The sequence below is a fragment of the Pseudocolwellia sp. AS88 genome (assembly GCF_030551755.1).
GTDB lineage: Bacteria > Pseudomonadota > Gammaproteobacteria > Enterobacterales > Alteromonadaceae > Pseudocolwellia.
This window is the reverse complement of record NZ_JAUPEC010000002.1, coordinates 43797-57767: the sequence shown is the minus strand read 5'-3', so window position 1 is coordinate 57767 and position 13971 is coordinate 43797. Positions and strand designations below refer to the sequence as shown.

At 36.6% G+C, this 13971-nt stretch carries 14 protein-coding genes; 2 read left to right on the top strand and 12 right to left on the bottom strand.

Features of this window, described 5'->3' with window-relative positions; genetic code table 11:
• Positions 1-530: 530 nt before the first annotated feature.
• The 12 genes from Q5N69_RS01825 to gspC are packed head-to-tail and all read right to left on the bottom strand — an operon-like array spanning position 531 to position 12180.
• Positions 531-1277 (bottom strand): type II secretion system protein N, encoded by a 747-nt coding sequence (locus tag Q5N69_RS01825; protein WP_304367081.1) that lies wholly within the window; start codon positions 1275-1277, stop codon positions 531-533.
• The gene (locus Q5N69_RS01820; protein WP_304367079.1) at positions 1277-1747 is read right to left on the bottom strand and encodes a type II secretion system protein M; all 471 of its coding nucleotides are present in this window, start codon (positions 1745-1747) and stop codon (positions 1277-1279) included. The genes Q5N69_RS01825 and Q5N69_RS01820 overlap by 1 nt, the downstream gene beginning before the upstream one ends.
• On the bottom strand, positions 1747-3027 hold the full coding sequence (gspL, locus tag Q5N69_RS01815) for a type II secretion system protein GspL (RefSeq protein ID WP_304367077.1): 1281 nt from the start codon (positions 3025-3027) through the stop codon (positions 1747-1749). Before gspL ends, Q5N69_RS01820 begins: the two co-directional genes overlap by 1 nt.
• Entirely contained in the window at positions 3027-4109 is a 1083-nt protein-coding gene (gene gspK / locus Q5N69_RS01810) for a type II secretion system minor pseudopilin GspK (RefSeq protein ID WP_304367075.1), read from the bottom strand. The genes gspL and gspK overlap by 1 nt, the downstream gene beginning before the upstream one ends.
• Positions 4110-4116: 7 nt before the next feature.
• Positions 4117-4746, bottom strand: coding sequence for a type II secretion system minor pseudopilin GspJ (gspJ, locus tag Q5N69_RS01805; RefSeq protein ID WP_304367073.1), 630 nt, complete (start codon positions 4744-4746; stop codon positions 4117-4119).
• Entirely contained in the window at positions 4746-5126 is a 381-nt protein-coding gene (gene gspI, locus Q5N69_RS01800; RefSeq protein ID WP_304367071.1) for a type II secretion system minor pseudopilin GspI, read from the bottom strand. Before gspI ends, gspJ begins: the two co-directional genes overlap by 1 nt.
• The gene (gene gspH / locus Q5N69_RS01795) at positions 5119-5742 is read right to left on the bottom strand and encodes a type II secretion system minor pseudopilin GspH (RefSeq protein WP_304367070.1); all 624 of its coding nucleotides are present in this window, start codon (positions 5740-5742) and stop codon (positions 5119-5121) included. Before gspH ends, gspI begins: the two co-directional genes overlap by 8 nt.
• A 20-nt stretch (positions 5743-5762) precedes the next feature.
• On the bottom strand, positions 5763-6230 hold the full coding sequence (gspG, locus tag Q5N69_RS01790; protein WP_304367068.1) for a type II secretion system major pseudopilin GspG: 468 nt from the start codon (positions 6228-6230) through the stop codon (positions 5763-5765).
• 57 nt (positions 6231-6287) lie between these two features.
• Positions 6288-7511 carry a type II secretion system inner membrane protein GspF gene (gene gspF, locus Q5N69_RS01785; RefSeq protein ID WP_304367066.1) on the bottom strand — a complete coding sequence of 408 codons (1224 nt, stop codon included), beginning with the start codon at positions 7509-7511 and terminating at the stop codon, positions 6288-6290.
• Between the two features lie 14 nt (positions 7512-7525).
• Positions 7526-9061: a type II secretion system ATPase GspE gene (gene gspE / locus Q5N69_RS01780; protein ID WP_304367064.1), complete on the bottom strand. Its 1536-nt coding sequence runs from the start codon at positions 9059-9061 to the stop codon at positions 7526-7528.
• A gap of 2 nt (positions 9062-9063) precedes the next feature.
• Positions 9064-11199 (bottom strand): type II secretion system secretin GspD, encoded by a 2136-nt coding sequence (gspD, locus tag Q5N69_RS01775; protein ID WP_304367063.1) that lies wholly within the window; start codon positions 11197-11199, stop codon positions 9064-9066.
• 30 nt (positions 11200-11229) lie between these two features.
• On the bottom strand, positions 11230-12180 hold the full coding sequence (gene gspC, locus Q5N69_RS01770; RefSeq protein WP_304367061.1) for a type II secretion system protein GspC: 951 nt from the start codon (positions 12178-12180) through the stop codon (positions 11230-11232).
• 501 nt (positions 12181-12681) lie between these two features.
• Between gspC and hslR the strand changes: the two genes are divergently transcribed.
• Both hslR and hslO read left to right on the top strand, forming a co-directional pair.
• Positions 12682-13089 carry a ribosome-associated heat shock protein Hsp15 gene (gene hslR, locus Q5N69_RS01765; protein WP_304367059.1) on the top strand — a complete coding sequence of 136 codons (408 nt, stop codon included), beginning with the start codon at positions 12682-12684 and terminating at the stop codon, positions 13087-13089.
• A 3-nt stretch (positions 13090-13092) separates the two neighbouring features.
• Complete coding sequence (hslO, locus tag Q5N69_RS01760) at positions 13093-13962, top strand: Hsp33 family molecular chaperone HslO (protein WP_304367057.1); 870 nt, start codon at positions 13093-13095, stop codon at positions 13960-13962.
• The last annotated feature ends 9 nt before the right edge of the window (positions 13963-13971 follow it).

The following is a 13971-nucleotide window of genomic DNA, read 5'->3' as shown; positions in this document are numbered from 1 at the left end:
CGACTAAAAACGATTTGAAAGCAACAATGGTGGACAGATGGATACGTTAATAAATATATTTTGTAATGTTGATGATTTTTTTCATCAATTTTTATCTGAATGGTAAGCTAAGTTAATTGCTAACGGGACTAAAAAGTGAACATCGGCTATACCTTCCAACATAAGCCAGGTACCGACTCCATGTAGGAAAAAATGAGTAAATTCGTTTTAAATACTCCCAAAGAAGACTACGTGTTTGAAATTGTTAACTTTGAATAGACAGAGCGTTATCATAACTTGAGTAACCAATTACACCTCAAATCCACTGCCTTGTCTAAATATCAAACACATTACTGTAAAGTAACCTAGAAAGATCAACAAAGCCTAGCAGTGGCTAATCCTAACAGTAAAAATCAGATACAGTAATCACACAATATCCCGCTATTTCAAACTACGATGTACTTTTAGAAGAAATAAAAGCACATCCAATTTCGATTAAATAAGTTAACCTGAACTCGGATTAACTTAGTTTTGAGCTATAAACTTAACAACTAAAAGTTAAGTTTATATCGACCGCCCTGTGGCTTACCAAGGAAAGGTAAAGCTTCGTTTAATATAGTAGGAAACTTACTGCCTGGTTCGATATAACCACTACCAGAAATACGTTGAGGTGAATAAACATAAGCGCTGAAAGTTAAGCCTAAGTTGTTTTTAGGATCAAAGCTAAATTTAGCAATCCCCTTTTCACATTCAAGCTTGCCACTTAAAGTTCCTAGATTAATTTTTTCGTCTAAGGCTTTTATGCTGGCTTTTTCCCACTTAACGGTTGCATTCAATGCTTCGCAAACAGGTTTTCCCATCACAAAAGTATCTAATTGAACATCTAAAAACTGTTGTGCTGTAAGTGGAATAGGTAATTCATCTCTCAGCAATTGAGCTATATCGTTAGCAGGCATAAGTACTTTAGCGTCATTCACTTCAATATCGCCAAGTAAATTACTGAGAGTCGCTTCCCCTTCTGGACCATCAAATAATGCACCACCAAACTTGGTATCAACACTTACATTTAGCATCAATAAAGCTAATAAATTAACATCAGTTGTTACTTCGTTAATAGCATAGCCCTCGATAACAATACGTTTAATATTGGCTTGCCAAATAGTACCTTTAACACCTTGTAGCGAAACATTCTTCGGTAATGATATTTGATTAACGACCCATTGTGCTGGTACTTGCGACACCATAAAAAATAGATAAGCTAAAATAAATATTAGCGCACCTAGAAACCATTTTTTCATTAACTTCTTCCTAATTGCAGACGTCTTATTTTAACAACACCGGCTTGTTCAGCATGAGCGATATCTATAGCTTTAACTCTTACGCCTTCTTTAAGTGCTAAATACTCTAACCAATTTAATAAGTTATCGAAAGGCACTTCATCAATCCATACCTGTATGCTTTCACCTTGTGGTTGCATACGTGCAATTTCTATATTGTTACGGCCCGCAGTTTGGTTAACTAAACTAGATAAGCTGGTATTACGGTTTTTAGATGCGCCAGCACCTGCCGCACTCTTGTAAATAGCTGTATTTTTTTGAATCCAAGCTAATAATTCTTGCTGACGTTCAATCTTTTTAGATGCCGCTTCAATATTGTTATTAAGTGGTGCCCAAATGGTGCTATATAAAATAAAAACTAACACAACACTTGCCATCGCTATTACTAAGCGTTGTTCGCGTATATTAAGTTGTAACCAACGTTCTTTCATTATCGGCTCCCTTTAGACGTAATAACAAATGAACCTGATACTTGATCACCTAAATTATTTTGTGCGCCTTGATTAACGTTTAACGATTGCTTTTCTAAACCAATTTTTAGTTTTTCAAACGACTGATAGTCTTTTGATATGGCTTGGATTCTTAACTCACTTCTTTTAGCATCGTATTTCATTGACTCAGGCTTCAATGCAGTAACTTCACTAAAAGCAGGTTGTACGCTGTTTAACATAGTTAAGAAGTCAGCTTGAGATGAAGAACCACCTACTTCTGATAATTTTCGGTTAAGCTGAGATTTGATCGTTGAGATACGAACTTTCTTAGTTTCGGGAAAGGCGTCTTTGTATACTTTAATAATCTCAGTTTCGATAGCCGCATTCTGGTTATTTAACTTAACTAATTCAGCACCTTTAAGAGCAACATTCACCACTAAAGCAATACCAGCAATACTCGCTACCCATAACCAATTACTGTAGTTAGCTGAGCGCTTATCTTTAACTTGAAATTCACCTTGAAGTAAATTAAAAAACTTAAGATCAACATGCTGCGCAAGTAAAGCTAAAGGTAATTCTTCAGGCATTGCATTAATGGTAATACCTGGCGATTCAGGCAATTGTGCATAAGCATTTATTGAAATAGATGCTGATGATGTTAACTCGTCACTTTCTGTTTCACTATCGTTTTCAGATTCAAGAACAGCTTGATTTTGACTTGCCCATTGTTGACTGATTAACGCCCATACATTCGATTCAACAGCAGCGGCTTGCCATAGCCCTTGTCTAAGGAGTATTTGGTTATTTAATGTTACAGCACTCCATTCGCCTTCATTAAAAGGTAATGCTAAAACATCTGGAATTAAGGTTTTACATTTAATACCAGCCTCTTCTAACCAAAGCAGCCAACGAGCTAGTTGCTCTCTATCAACGGCTGCTGCAAAACAATTATTATCGTCTTGGTCTTTTGCTAAATTAGCGTAAGCAAAAAATAATGACTCTACATCTTGCGCAAGTTCATCTTCTAGCATGTAAGGTGCAGCTGCAGTTATTGCTCGCGACGATTTACCCGGAACTTTTAAGCGCTTTAAGGCGATTTCACTTGCTGGAACAAAACCCACAACTTTACGCTGAGCGGCTTTTTCAGTTAAGTGTGATAAATCGCTTGCATGACTTAAGTCTCCACTCGCAATAACTTCATTTTCTGGGTTCGACCATATCAACCATTGGATGGGATCATGAGCTTTACTGCCCAGTCGAATAAAAAGTGTTTCTAACATTAGTCACGTCCTATGGTGCGGCTAATAATATTAATTTGATTGTTTTGTTCAACTTTCATAATACTGTTTAAAAAGAAATAACTGTCGTTGAATGTGGTTTTAGTTTTTAATTTAAAGTATTCACTATCAACAACAAGCTGATTTTTCATCTCATCTTCTATCTGTACCGCACTTAATTGCGGTAAAGCAAAAACGTCATCAATGGTTTGATAACCTTCTTCCCCTCGACCAGAAATAATATCGTTTGCAACATCATCAGTTATATCAAGTAAAGCACTAAGTATTGCTGAATGGTCTGGGTCTATCGTATTTACATTAATTTGATGCAAATTTGAGTTAGGTATAACACAAACATAAGGCTTTAACTCCTCGATTATATCTCGAGTATAATGCGCCACAGTGCGCAATTCATTAATGCTACCTAAGTAATTATTTGCCGCTAAATATGGATATTCTAATGATGAATAATCATTGTCTTCAGCGCCACCGTTATTAGTAATAATATCGTTATCGTCTAGCCAATCGGTTAACGCGTCAACCATGTCTTTGGCTTCAAAACTACTAACGTTTTCAATACCAATAGCTAAAATTAATCGCTCAAATGCTGCAGCGGCAATATTACCATTACTGCTTCCTGATGTAGTGGTTTTTGACTCTGTTGATTCAGTTGGGCTTGTTGTGTCTGTTGATAACGATGGCGTTGTTGTTGACGCTGCCGAAGAAACCAAAGCACTTCCACCTTCCGTGCGTAAAGCATTTAAGTTAAAGCAAGATTGTAAATCGCTAATCTCACCGGTTATGTCTCCGTAATCAACTGGATACGAGTTTTCACCTTGAGCCCACAACTGCCCTAAATGGGTAACTGTTTCTTCTCCATCAAACGACAACGTCAATATTCGTTTAGTGAAAGCTTCAGCTCCCATGGCATACCAATAAGCTTGCTGGTTAGATTCAACATTAATACTTCTTTGCAGGTGAAGTTGTAATTTAGCTGTCATTTGAACAGCTAATATTGACGCTAAGGCTACAACTAACATAACCGTAATTAATGCCACACCTTGATGACACGATAATTTTTTCATGTCATCCTCAATTCGTTAGTGCAGATGCTGATTCAATACCTGTAAGTAAGAACTTACGTTTAATTAAACCAAATTCTTGAGTATCAAGCTCTATAGATATCGCACTAGGTAAGTCATTACCTTCATATGTTTGGTTCCATTTTTTACTGTAATAAAACTCAAAACTTATGTCGTTAACACCGGTAAGTAATTTTCTTATTTTTGGTTCTTCGCTTAAGCTTGCATCAACAAAATTATAATGAATACGCTCTAATGTTTCTTCATTCACTTGATAAGCAACTGATTGCATATCACTGCGAGGTAATAACAACCCAGGGTTTGTCCAGCCACCTCGAACAAAACCGATAGACTGTGAGGTAGACTCAAAGCTAGTACCATCGGTATGAATAAAGTCAGACAACGGGCTATCACCTTGCAAACGTAAACTACGTCTAGCTATTTGTAAAAAGTCGCGCTCAATAATGATAAAAGCTCGTTGAATGTCATTCATGCTTTCTATACGTTTAGATGACTTTTCTTCACTGGTAATTACCGTATCAAATAAGCTAAAACTGGCTAAACTTATAATGGCAAAAATAGAAATAGCCACAAGCACTTCGAGTAAAGTAAAACCTTTGGCTTTAGCAAATTTACTCACTAGCTACCTTCCTTAACAACATAAGTTGATAAGCTTGCAATTGATGACTTCGCGGTTTGATCTAAGCGCACTTCAATGGTTACTTGGCTCATATTTTCGTCGTTGGTTTTAACAACTTTTTGTATCCAAAACCATTCTTGACCAGCGAGTTCTTCTTTGCCTTTTTTATTGTTTTTAAGTGGCCAAGACTTTTCTAACGATATTTCTACAAGCTGATTTGAAGCCACCCAATTGGCGATCATTTTTGTTTCTAATAAACTTAAATTCCTGAAATGTGTGCTAGTGCTTGAAACCAAAGCAACACCTGCAATAGCAAAAATGGCCATAGCGAGCATAACTTCTATAAGAGTAAAACCTTTTGCTTTTATTCGCTTATTCATCAAAGAGCGGGCCTTCAATGGTTAATGGTGTTTCGTACAAGCCACTAACCACATAGCTGATGTAAGAATCGGCATCAAACCTGTCTGTTAATTGAAAACGTAAGGTGAATGGTGTTAAGTCACCGCCTGATAAGATATAAACTTGCGGGATCAACTTTTCTTCTTCATCAAGCTCTGAACCAGAAAACTCTAACTCGCTTGCTTCATTTTCTTCATGCAAAACGTTGATCAGAGGGGGTTCATCTAATGGTAAGTCATCTAAGGTTAAAACAATGGCTACGGTTTCAGGTAATGTATAAGGTGCTAAAAATGGAGTGTCTGAGGTTCTTACCCAAGCTTCGCCATCAAAAGCTAAAAATTGATAAGTATTGTCTTCAACCATTAAGCCCAGTTCAATGTTATTTAACATTGAATATTCAGCCGCCGTATTAAATATTGCGCTAAAGCGTTGGCTTTCTTTATCGAGTACTTTGTCGGGATCATTACCGTTAAAAGTAAATTGCACCGCAGACGCCATTAAACCAATTAAAACAACCACTACCATAACTTCAATTAGGGTAAAGCCTGTTAATGACTGTTTTGTTTTAGCTTTATTGGTTATTGTTCTAGAGTGCATCAGCAAATTAACTTAAAGACTTATTGGAAGTCAGATAAGTTCCAGTTACCAATATCGTCTTCAGTACCGGCTTCGCCATCCTGACCCATTGAAAATACGTCGTACTTACCATTTTCACCTGGGTATAATAATTGATATTCGTTACCCCAAGGATCATTTGGAAGACGTTTAACATAACCTTCTTCTGGGAAACGACGCGGTAAAGGCTCTATGTCTGTCTCAACAGTTAAAGCTTCTAAACCTTGCTCTGTTGTTGGGTAATCGTAGTTGTCTAATTTGTACATGCTTAATGAAGTTTCTAACGCATTGATGTCTGAAACCGCTTTTTGCATATTTGCGCGATCTTGGCTGCCTAATAAGTTTGGTACTACCATACTAGCTAGTACACCTAGAATTACGATAACAACCATAACCTCTAACAAGGTAAAACCGCTGGCTTTGTTTACTGATGTAACTGAAGATTTAGATGAATGTTGAAATACTTTCATTTTTATTTCCTGATTTATGTCTGTAATAATTTGATTTGAAAAATGTTACGGTAATTTCTAACTACCGATCAGTGTATTTAACTGTAATATGGGTTGTAATATCGCCATTACAATAAATAACACGACCCCTGCCATTGATACCATTAATGCGGGTTCAAATGCTTTAAGTGAAATATTCACTAAAGATTCAAACTCTCTATCTTGGTTATCAGCAGCTCTTCCTAACATGTGTTCAAGTTGCCCACTTTTTTCACCACTAGCTATCATATGAAGCATCATAGGTGGAAATAATTTCGTTTGTTCTAAAGAAACTCGAAGACTTGTACCTTCTCTTACTTTATCTGAAGCTTCTTTAACTCTCCGCTTAATATACAAATTATCAAGTACCTCGCCTGCAATAGTCATACTCTCTAATAGAGGTACAGCACTCGCAGTTAAAATACTTAATGTACGGGCAAAACGGGCGGTATTGAGTCCTTTTGAAACTTTACCAATTCCCGGAAGACCAATAATTCGTTCATGCGCTTTAAACCTAAATGCAGGTTTTTGCATTAATCGTGAGAAACCGATAATAGAGCCAACAATTAATATGACAATGAATAAGCCATAAGATTGCAAAAATTCACTGCTATTAATTAAAAATCGTGTGGTTGCGGGTAAGTTTGCACCTAAATGCTCGAACTGCCCGACAATTTTAGGTACAACAGCGGTTAATAGAATTGAAATAACACCAACAGCTACAACTGTCATGATCACGGGATAAACTAAAGCCTGAATCATTTGAGAGCGTAAATGCTGACGTTGTTCTGTGTAATCAGCTAAACGATTAAGTACTTTGTCTAAATGTCCTGATTTTTCACCTGCGGCAACCATAGCGCGAAATAAGTGATTAAATACATTAGGAAATTCAGACATACTTTCAGCTAAACCATAACCTTCAGTAACTTTAGTTCGAACCGCCATCATCATGCTTTTTAATGCATTCTTATCACATTGTTCGGCTACAGCCATTAAAGCTTCTTCAAGAGGTAAGCCTGACTCTGAAAGTGTCGCAAGTTGACGCGTAATTAATGCAAGTTCTGACGCAGATATTTTTTTAGCTGCACCAAAGCCACCTTTGCCAGAAGAGCTATTTTTTCTTTTTAAGCTGGGTGTAACTTCTGTTGGCATTAAACCTTTATCACGCAGCAAGCTTCGAACTTGTCTGGGAGTATCACCTTCAATAACACCTTTTTTGGTTTTACCTCGGCTGTCAACGGCTTGATAATCAAATGCTGCCATAGAGTATTTTTACCTTATCCTTCTCTCGTAACACGTAAAACTTCTTCGAGCGTTGTTAAACCTAACATCACTTTATTAAAGCCATCACGTCGAATACTACGGGTGCTCTTACGGATAAATTTCTCAATTGCTTGTTCACCTTGACCATTGTGAATAAGCTCTCGTACAGTATCGTCTACGTACAATAATTCATGAATACCTGTGCGACCTTTATAACCTTTCATATTACATTCAACACAACCTACAGCTCTATAAATAGGTTTGGTGTTGCCTTCAGGTAAATCAAGTAACTTTTGTTCTTCTTCATTCGGTAAATGGCTTTCACGACAATGAGGACATAATGTTCTAACAAGACGTTGTGCTAATACACCTAATAAACTTGATGAAAGAAGAAACGGCTCAACGCCCATATCTTCCATACGTGTAATAGCGCCAGCGGCTGAGTTTGTATGAAGTGTAGATAAAACTAAGTGACCCGTTAAACTTGCTTGTACTGAAATTTGTGCGGTTTCTAAATCACGAATTTCACCTACCATAACAACATCAGGATCTTGTCGTAAAATAGCACGTAAACCTCGGGCAAAAGTCATATCTACTTTAGTATTTACTTGCGTTTGGCCGATGCCTTCAATAGCGAATTCAATCGGATCTTCTACCGTTAGAATATTGCGTTCTTTGCTATCGATTTGCGATAAACCAGCATAAAGGGTGGTACTTTTACCAGAACCTGTAGGCCCTGTTACCAGAATAATTCCGTGAGGTTTTTCAATAAGGGTAGAAAAGCGTTCGCGTGTATCTTCAGCCATACCTAAATCAATAAGATTTAAGCGCGCTGCGTTTTTATCTAATAAACGCAATACAACACGTTCACCATGACCCGTTGGCATGGTTGATACACGAACATCAACAGCGCGACCACCAATTTTTAAAGAGATACGGCCATCTTGTGGAATACGTTTTTCAGCGATATCAAGCTTAGCCATAACCTTGATACGCGAAACTAATAATGATGCTAATTGCTTATTAGGTTTTAATACTTCACGTAAAACACCATCAACACGGAAGCGTATTTGTAAGGCATTTTCAAAAGTTTCGATATGAATATCAGACGCTCTTTCTTTGATCGCTTCACTTAACATTGCGTTAATGAGTTTGATGATTGGCGCGTCATCTTCGTTTTCTAGTAAATCTTCACTTTCCGTTATTTCATCAGCGATAGAATATAAGTTTACTTCGTTACCTATATCTTCCATCATTTGTTTAGCTTCAGACGAGTCTCTTTGATAAGCAATCGTTAATGCAAGTTCAAACTCTGGAGCGCTCTCTATTTTCACAGTAAAAGGCGCCTCAAGTACTCGACGTACTTCTAACAAAATATCTGCTTTTACATTCTCTAAACAATGCAGTACGTAACCGTCATCATTTTGAGTAATAAGCACACTATGACGTTTAGCAAAACCAAAAGGTAGTTGGTGAGGCTCGAGTTTAAACTCAGCCTCAGATTCAACAGTAGATGCAGCTAAACCTGCTTGTTCTTCAAGTTCATTCATTACTATTGTTCTTTTAAAATTTCTAGTGAGTCTGCGTCACCTGTTTTATTGATGTATTCATCAAACGAAGGTGGTAATTCAAGCGAGTCGTTCCATTTAGGAAGTAATGGTAATTTTTCGCTATCCATTAAGTCTAAACCGTCTTCACGTTTACGCATTTCATCAGCACGAATAAAGTTATATTTATCTTTACTGATTTTATCCATGCTTTCGCCATCACGAATAATTGTAGGCTTTAAAAACACCATTAAATTACGTTTACGCTTTGTATTACTTGTTGATCTGAATAACGCGCCGATGAATGGAATGTCGCCAAGTAATGGAACTTTCTGCACACTTTCTTGCACATCTTCATCAATCAAACCACCGAGAACAATCGTGCTGCCACTATCAGCCATAATGGTGGTTTTGATTTCACGTTTGTTGATAGAAATATCTACGCCTGTAGCACCACTTACAGATGAAACTTCTTGCTCAATAGTCAGTTGTACTGCACTACCTTCATTAACTTGTGGTGTTAGTTTTAATTTAATACCCACTTCTTGACGGTCAACGGTTTGGAAAGGGTTACTGTTATTAGTACCTGTAGCTGAGCCTGTAATAATAGGAACTTCTTGCCCTACTAAGAAATAAGCTTCTTCGTTATCGAGTGTGGTAATACTTGGTGTTGCTAAAATATTAGAGTTTGTGTCTGTACTAGCGGCTTGAAGAATTGCGCCAATGTCACCTCGTAAAACACCGGTAACTAAACCACTTGCTGAACCAAGCACTTCACTTAAAAGAGTATAGTCACCATCAACATCGTTTTCATTATATTGGTCACTTATAAGATTACCTGTTTCTGATGAATACACTGCAGGCACAACATCACCATCAGTCGTTCTAGCAGCATAAGCACCTGCAGCAACTGAACTTAATGAAGCTGAATTATTTGTAAATTGAGTAAAACCAAGTGAAGGTGAAAACCACTGAATACCTAAGCTTACGCCGTCTGATTCAAATACTTCTACAATGATCGCTTCAACATGCACTTGGGCTCTACGAATATCTAATTGACGAATAACCGCTTCAAGTGAGCGAAGCATATCTGGCTCAGCGGTAATAACAAGGGTGTTTGTATCATCATGAGAATCAATACTTACATCACGCGATGATGTATTACGTGAAGAGGTTTTACTTGTAGTTTTACCTTCAGATTCAATTGACTTACTCACACCTTCCAAAACTTTAACTAGGTCTTCAGCTTTAGCATATTTTAAGTAATAAACACGAGTATTGCCGTTTGTTTCAAGCTCGCTATCTAAACGTGCAATCAAAGCAGCAATACGCTTACGTGCTTGTGATTCGCCACTTACAATCACGCTATTTGTTCTATCATCAGCAACAATTTTAGGGATTAAGAAAGTTGGTGTGCCTGCTTTACCGTCAGAGTTTTTGTTCATTGCTTCAATAATTCGAACCATTTCGCCTGCTGAGGCATATTGAAGTTTTATGATTTGTACATCTTGGTCGCCCGCTCTATCAACACGTTCAATAACAGTAACTAAACGATTAACCGTTGCTGCTGTACCTGTTAATAAAATTACATTTGCAGGATCATAGTTAACGACATTGCCACCACCAGATTGGTCTGATAATTGGCGTAATAAAGGCACTAATTCGCGCACCGTTACATTCTTCACTTCAACTACGCGAGTAACCATTTGGTCACCTACGCCTGGATTTTCATCGCCAACAACAGGAATAGAAGATGTTTTAGCATCTTTATTACGAATAACTTTAATAAGGTTGTTTTCCATCTCAACCGCAGCAAAACCATAAACTTCTAATACGTTTAAGAAAACTTGATAATACTGCTCTTCAGTTAGAGCATCGTAACTACGTAGGTTTACTTTCCCTCTAACATTGGGGTCAACAACCATACTTTTATTAAGATTTTTCCCTACAATATTAATAAATTCAACTATTTCAGTATTCTTAAAATTAGGTGAATAGGTTGCAGCCTGCACTTGCGCGCAGAATAAAAAGAGATTGAATAAAACAGCTACGCTAAAGAATGTGAAAGCTTTTTTAAACCAAGGCGTAGTTGAATTTTTACGCATGAAAAATACATCATTTGTCATTTCTATTTTATCCATCAATTTTGCTGTTCAATTTAATTATTTTAATTATTCGTTAATACTAAAAAGTATTTCCGTAATATCATCATTTCTTTTAACTAAAAGAGAAAGTTCTTGTTCTTGCTTTAATGCTTTTAATGCTTGTGCGGCTTCACTAGGCTGGCTTAAGTCGAAACCATTCATTTGAATAGCAACATCACCACTTTTTAAACCGGATGTTTTGAAAAATTCTGGATTTTTACCTGGCATTAAACTGTATCCGATAATTTGCCCATCTTCACGTTTAGGTGAAATTTTCAAATAGTCGGTTATTTTACCTGGATCTTCATTAATGTCATTTCTAAGCTCTTGTGCTTGCTTTGTCAGCTCAGCATTTCTTCTGTTATCGACACGCGTATTTTCAATGTCTGTTTGTATTGGACCTTTATTTCTGGCAATTGGTTTCCCAGAATTTCTATTATTTTTACTTTTAGACTCATTATAATCAAAACCATCAAGCATCAAGGTTTCTAATCGGCCTGAATGTCTGATGTGAACTCTGTCGTTATAAACTTTCTTAAGAACCGCTCGCGTTCCTTTAATTGTTTCATCAATTGAGTAAATTTCTTGTACACCATTATTCTGGATAATGGCTGCTGATCTCGCTTCTACATCACTAGCAGTAACACCTGTTAATGTGAGCTTTAAATTTGTTTCGGGTGCATCTTCAATATCTTCATCTTCTTCGACAACAGCTGACTGATTATATTCACCAAATAAATTCAACGATTTAACATCAGACAAATTATAATTTAAAGACGTATTTTCACTTTTTGAAATAACAACGTTTGAAGTGTTGGGCTTGTGCTGAGGTAAATCATCTAAAAATAACCAAGTGATTTTTGATAATAAATAAGCAATATAAATTAATATTAGTAAACCAAGAAGCTTAGCGACTTTAGCATGAGGTAATTTTAATAAGGTTTCCGCGATAGGCGAAAGACTATGAGATAACTGCATTATATTCTTACACTAGGATAACTGAAATTGCATGTTCATGATGATACGTGAGCAAAGTATTTGCAACAAGCCATCTTCACAGATTGTAACGATTATTTATTACTAAATTAAGACAAATACTTAAAAATACTTAAGATAAGTACTAACTTAATGTAATAAGCCATTGATTTATCGAATATAGCATAAAATATACGTTAGTGAATAACACACTGAATTACTTTACTTATCTTTAATGAATTGCGAAGTATTTTACTGAAAATGAATAGAATGACTTGATATAACAAAAATCCCCTCAATAACATGGGATACTTAAATCGTATAATTAAGTAAAATAGTATATTTCACGCGACCTTTATGTTGTAAAAACTAGAGAATAAATAAGGGTTATGCTACCTTGCGCGCGATTTCAAATAAGCTGTTCTTAGCTTAAATGAAGTAAATTATATAACCAATTTTTTAGTTATGGTTTCACTCATAAAATTTAAAAGAATTGAGATTATTATGGATCAAAATAATAAAACACAAGAAAATTTATCTGCCAGACTAGATAAATGGCTTTGGGCTGCTCGATTTTACAAAACACGTGCAATAGCTAAGCAAATGATTGATGGCGGTAAGGTTTTTTACAACGGCCAAAGAAGTAAATCCAGCAAAGCCGTTAACATTGGCGACCTCATCAGAATTAGACAAGGCCATGAAGACAAAGAAGTACTTGTGATAGCTATTGCAGAAAGACGAAGAGACGCTACTTTTGCTCAAACTCTATACAAAGAAACTGACGCCAGTATAGAAGTAAGAGAAAAAAACAGCTTAGCGCGCCAACAAGGTATTTTACTTAGCCCTGCAAGTGATACTAAACCCGATAAAAAACAGCGTCGTAAGCTAAGAGAATTTAAAGAGAGGATTTAACCGATGACCATCAAAGCAGACGTTCTTAATCGTTACTTGTTTGACAACATGCATGTTCGTGGTGAACTTGTACAACTACACAAAACCTATAAAGACATTATTGCGTTGCACGATTACCCAAAAGGTGTAAGTGAATTATTAGGTGAATTAGTGGCAGCGACTTGTTTACTAACAGCTACCCTCAAGTTCGATGGTGAAATTGCGGTTCAGTTACAAGGCGACGGACCTATAGGTTACCTAGCAGTAAACGGAAACCATAACCAAGAAATGCGAGCTATCGCGCGTTCATTTGACGATGTAACAGGCAGTGGTTTAAAAGAAATTGTGGGTAAAGGCACTATGGTTATTACCATTCGCCCTACCCAAGGCGAACCTTACCAAGGTGTTGTAGCTTTAGAAAAAGACACCTTAGCTGAATGTTTAGCTCATTACTTTGAAGTGTCTGAGCAGATCCCTACAAAGATCTGGTTATTTACCGATGAAGCTAATCAGCAAGTGGCAGGCAGCTTAATTCAGTTATTACCAGATGCTGACACAAAAGAAAACCAGTTAGCTGATTACGAGCATTTATGTCAATTAACTAACACGATTAAAGCTGAAGAAATATTTACATTAGACGCTGAAGATTTACTTTATCGTTTATATCATCAAGAAGAAGTTAGATTATTCGAACCACAAGCGGTTACTTATCAATGTAGTTGTAGCGAACAGAAGTGTTTAAATGCTATTTCTCAAATAGAACCTTCTGAGCTTAAAGGTATTATTGAAGAGCAAGGAAAAGTATCGATGACTTGTGATTATTGTAGAACAACTTATGATTTTGACGAAAAGAAATTAGCTTTATTCTTAGCAGATGATGATCAAAGCCATTAACAACTAATG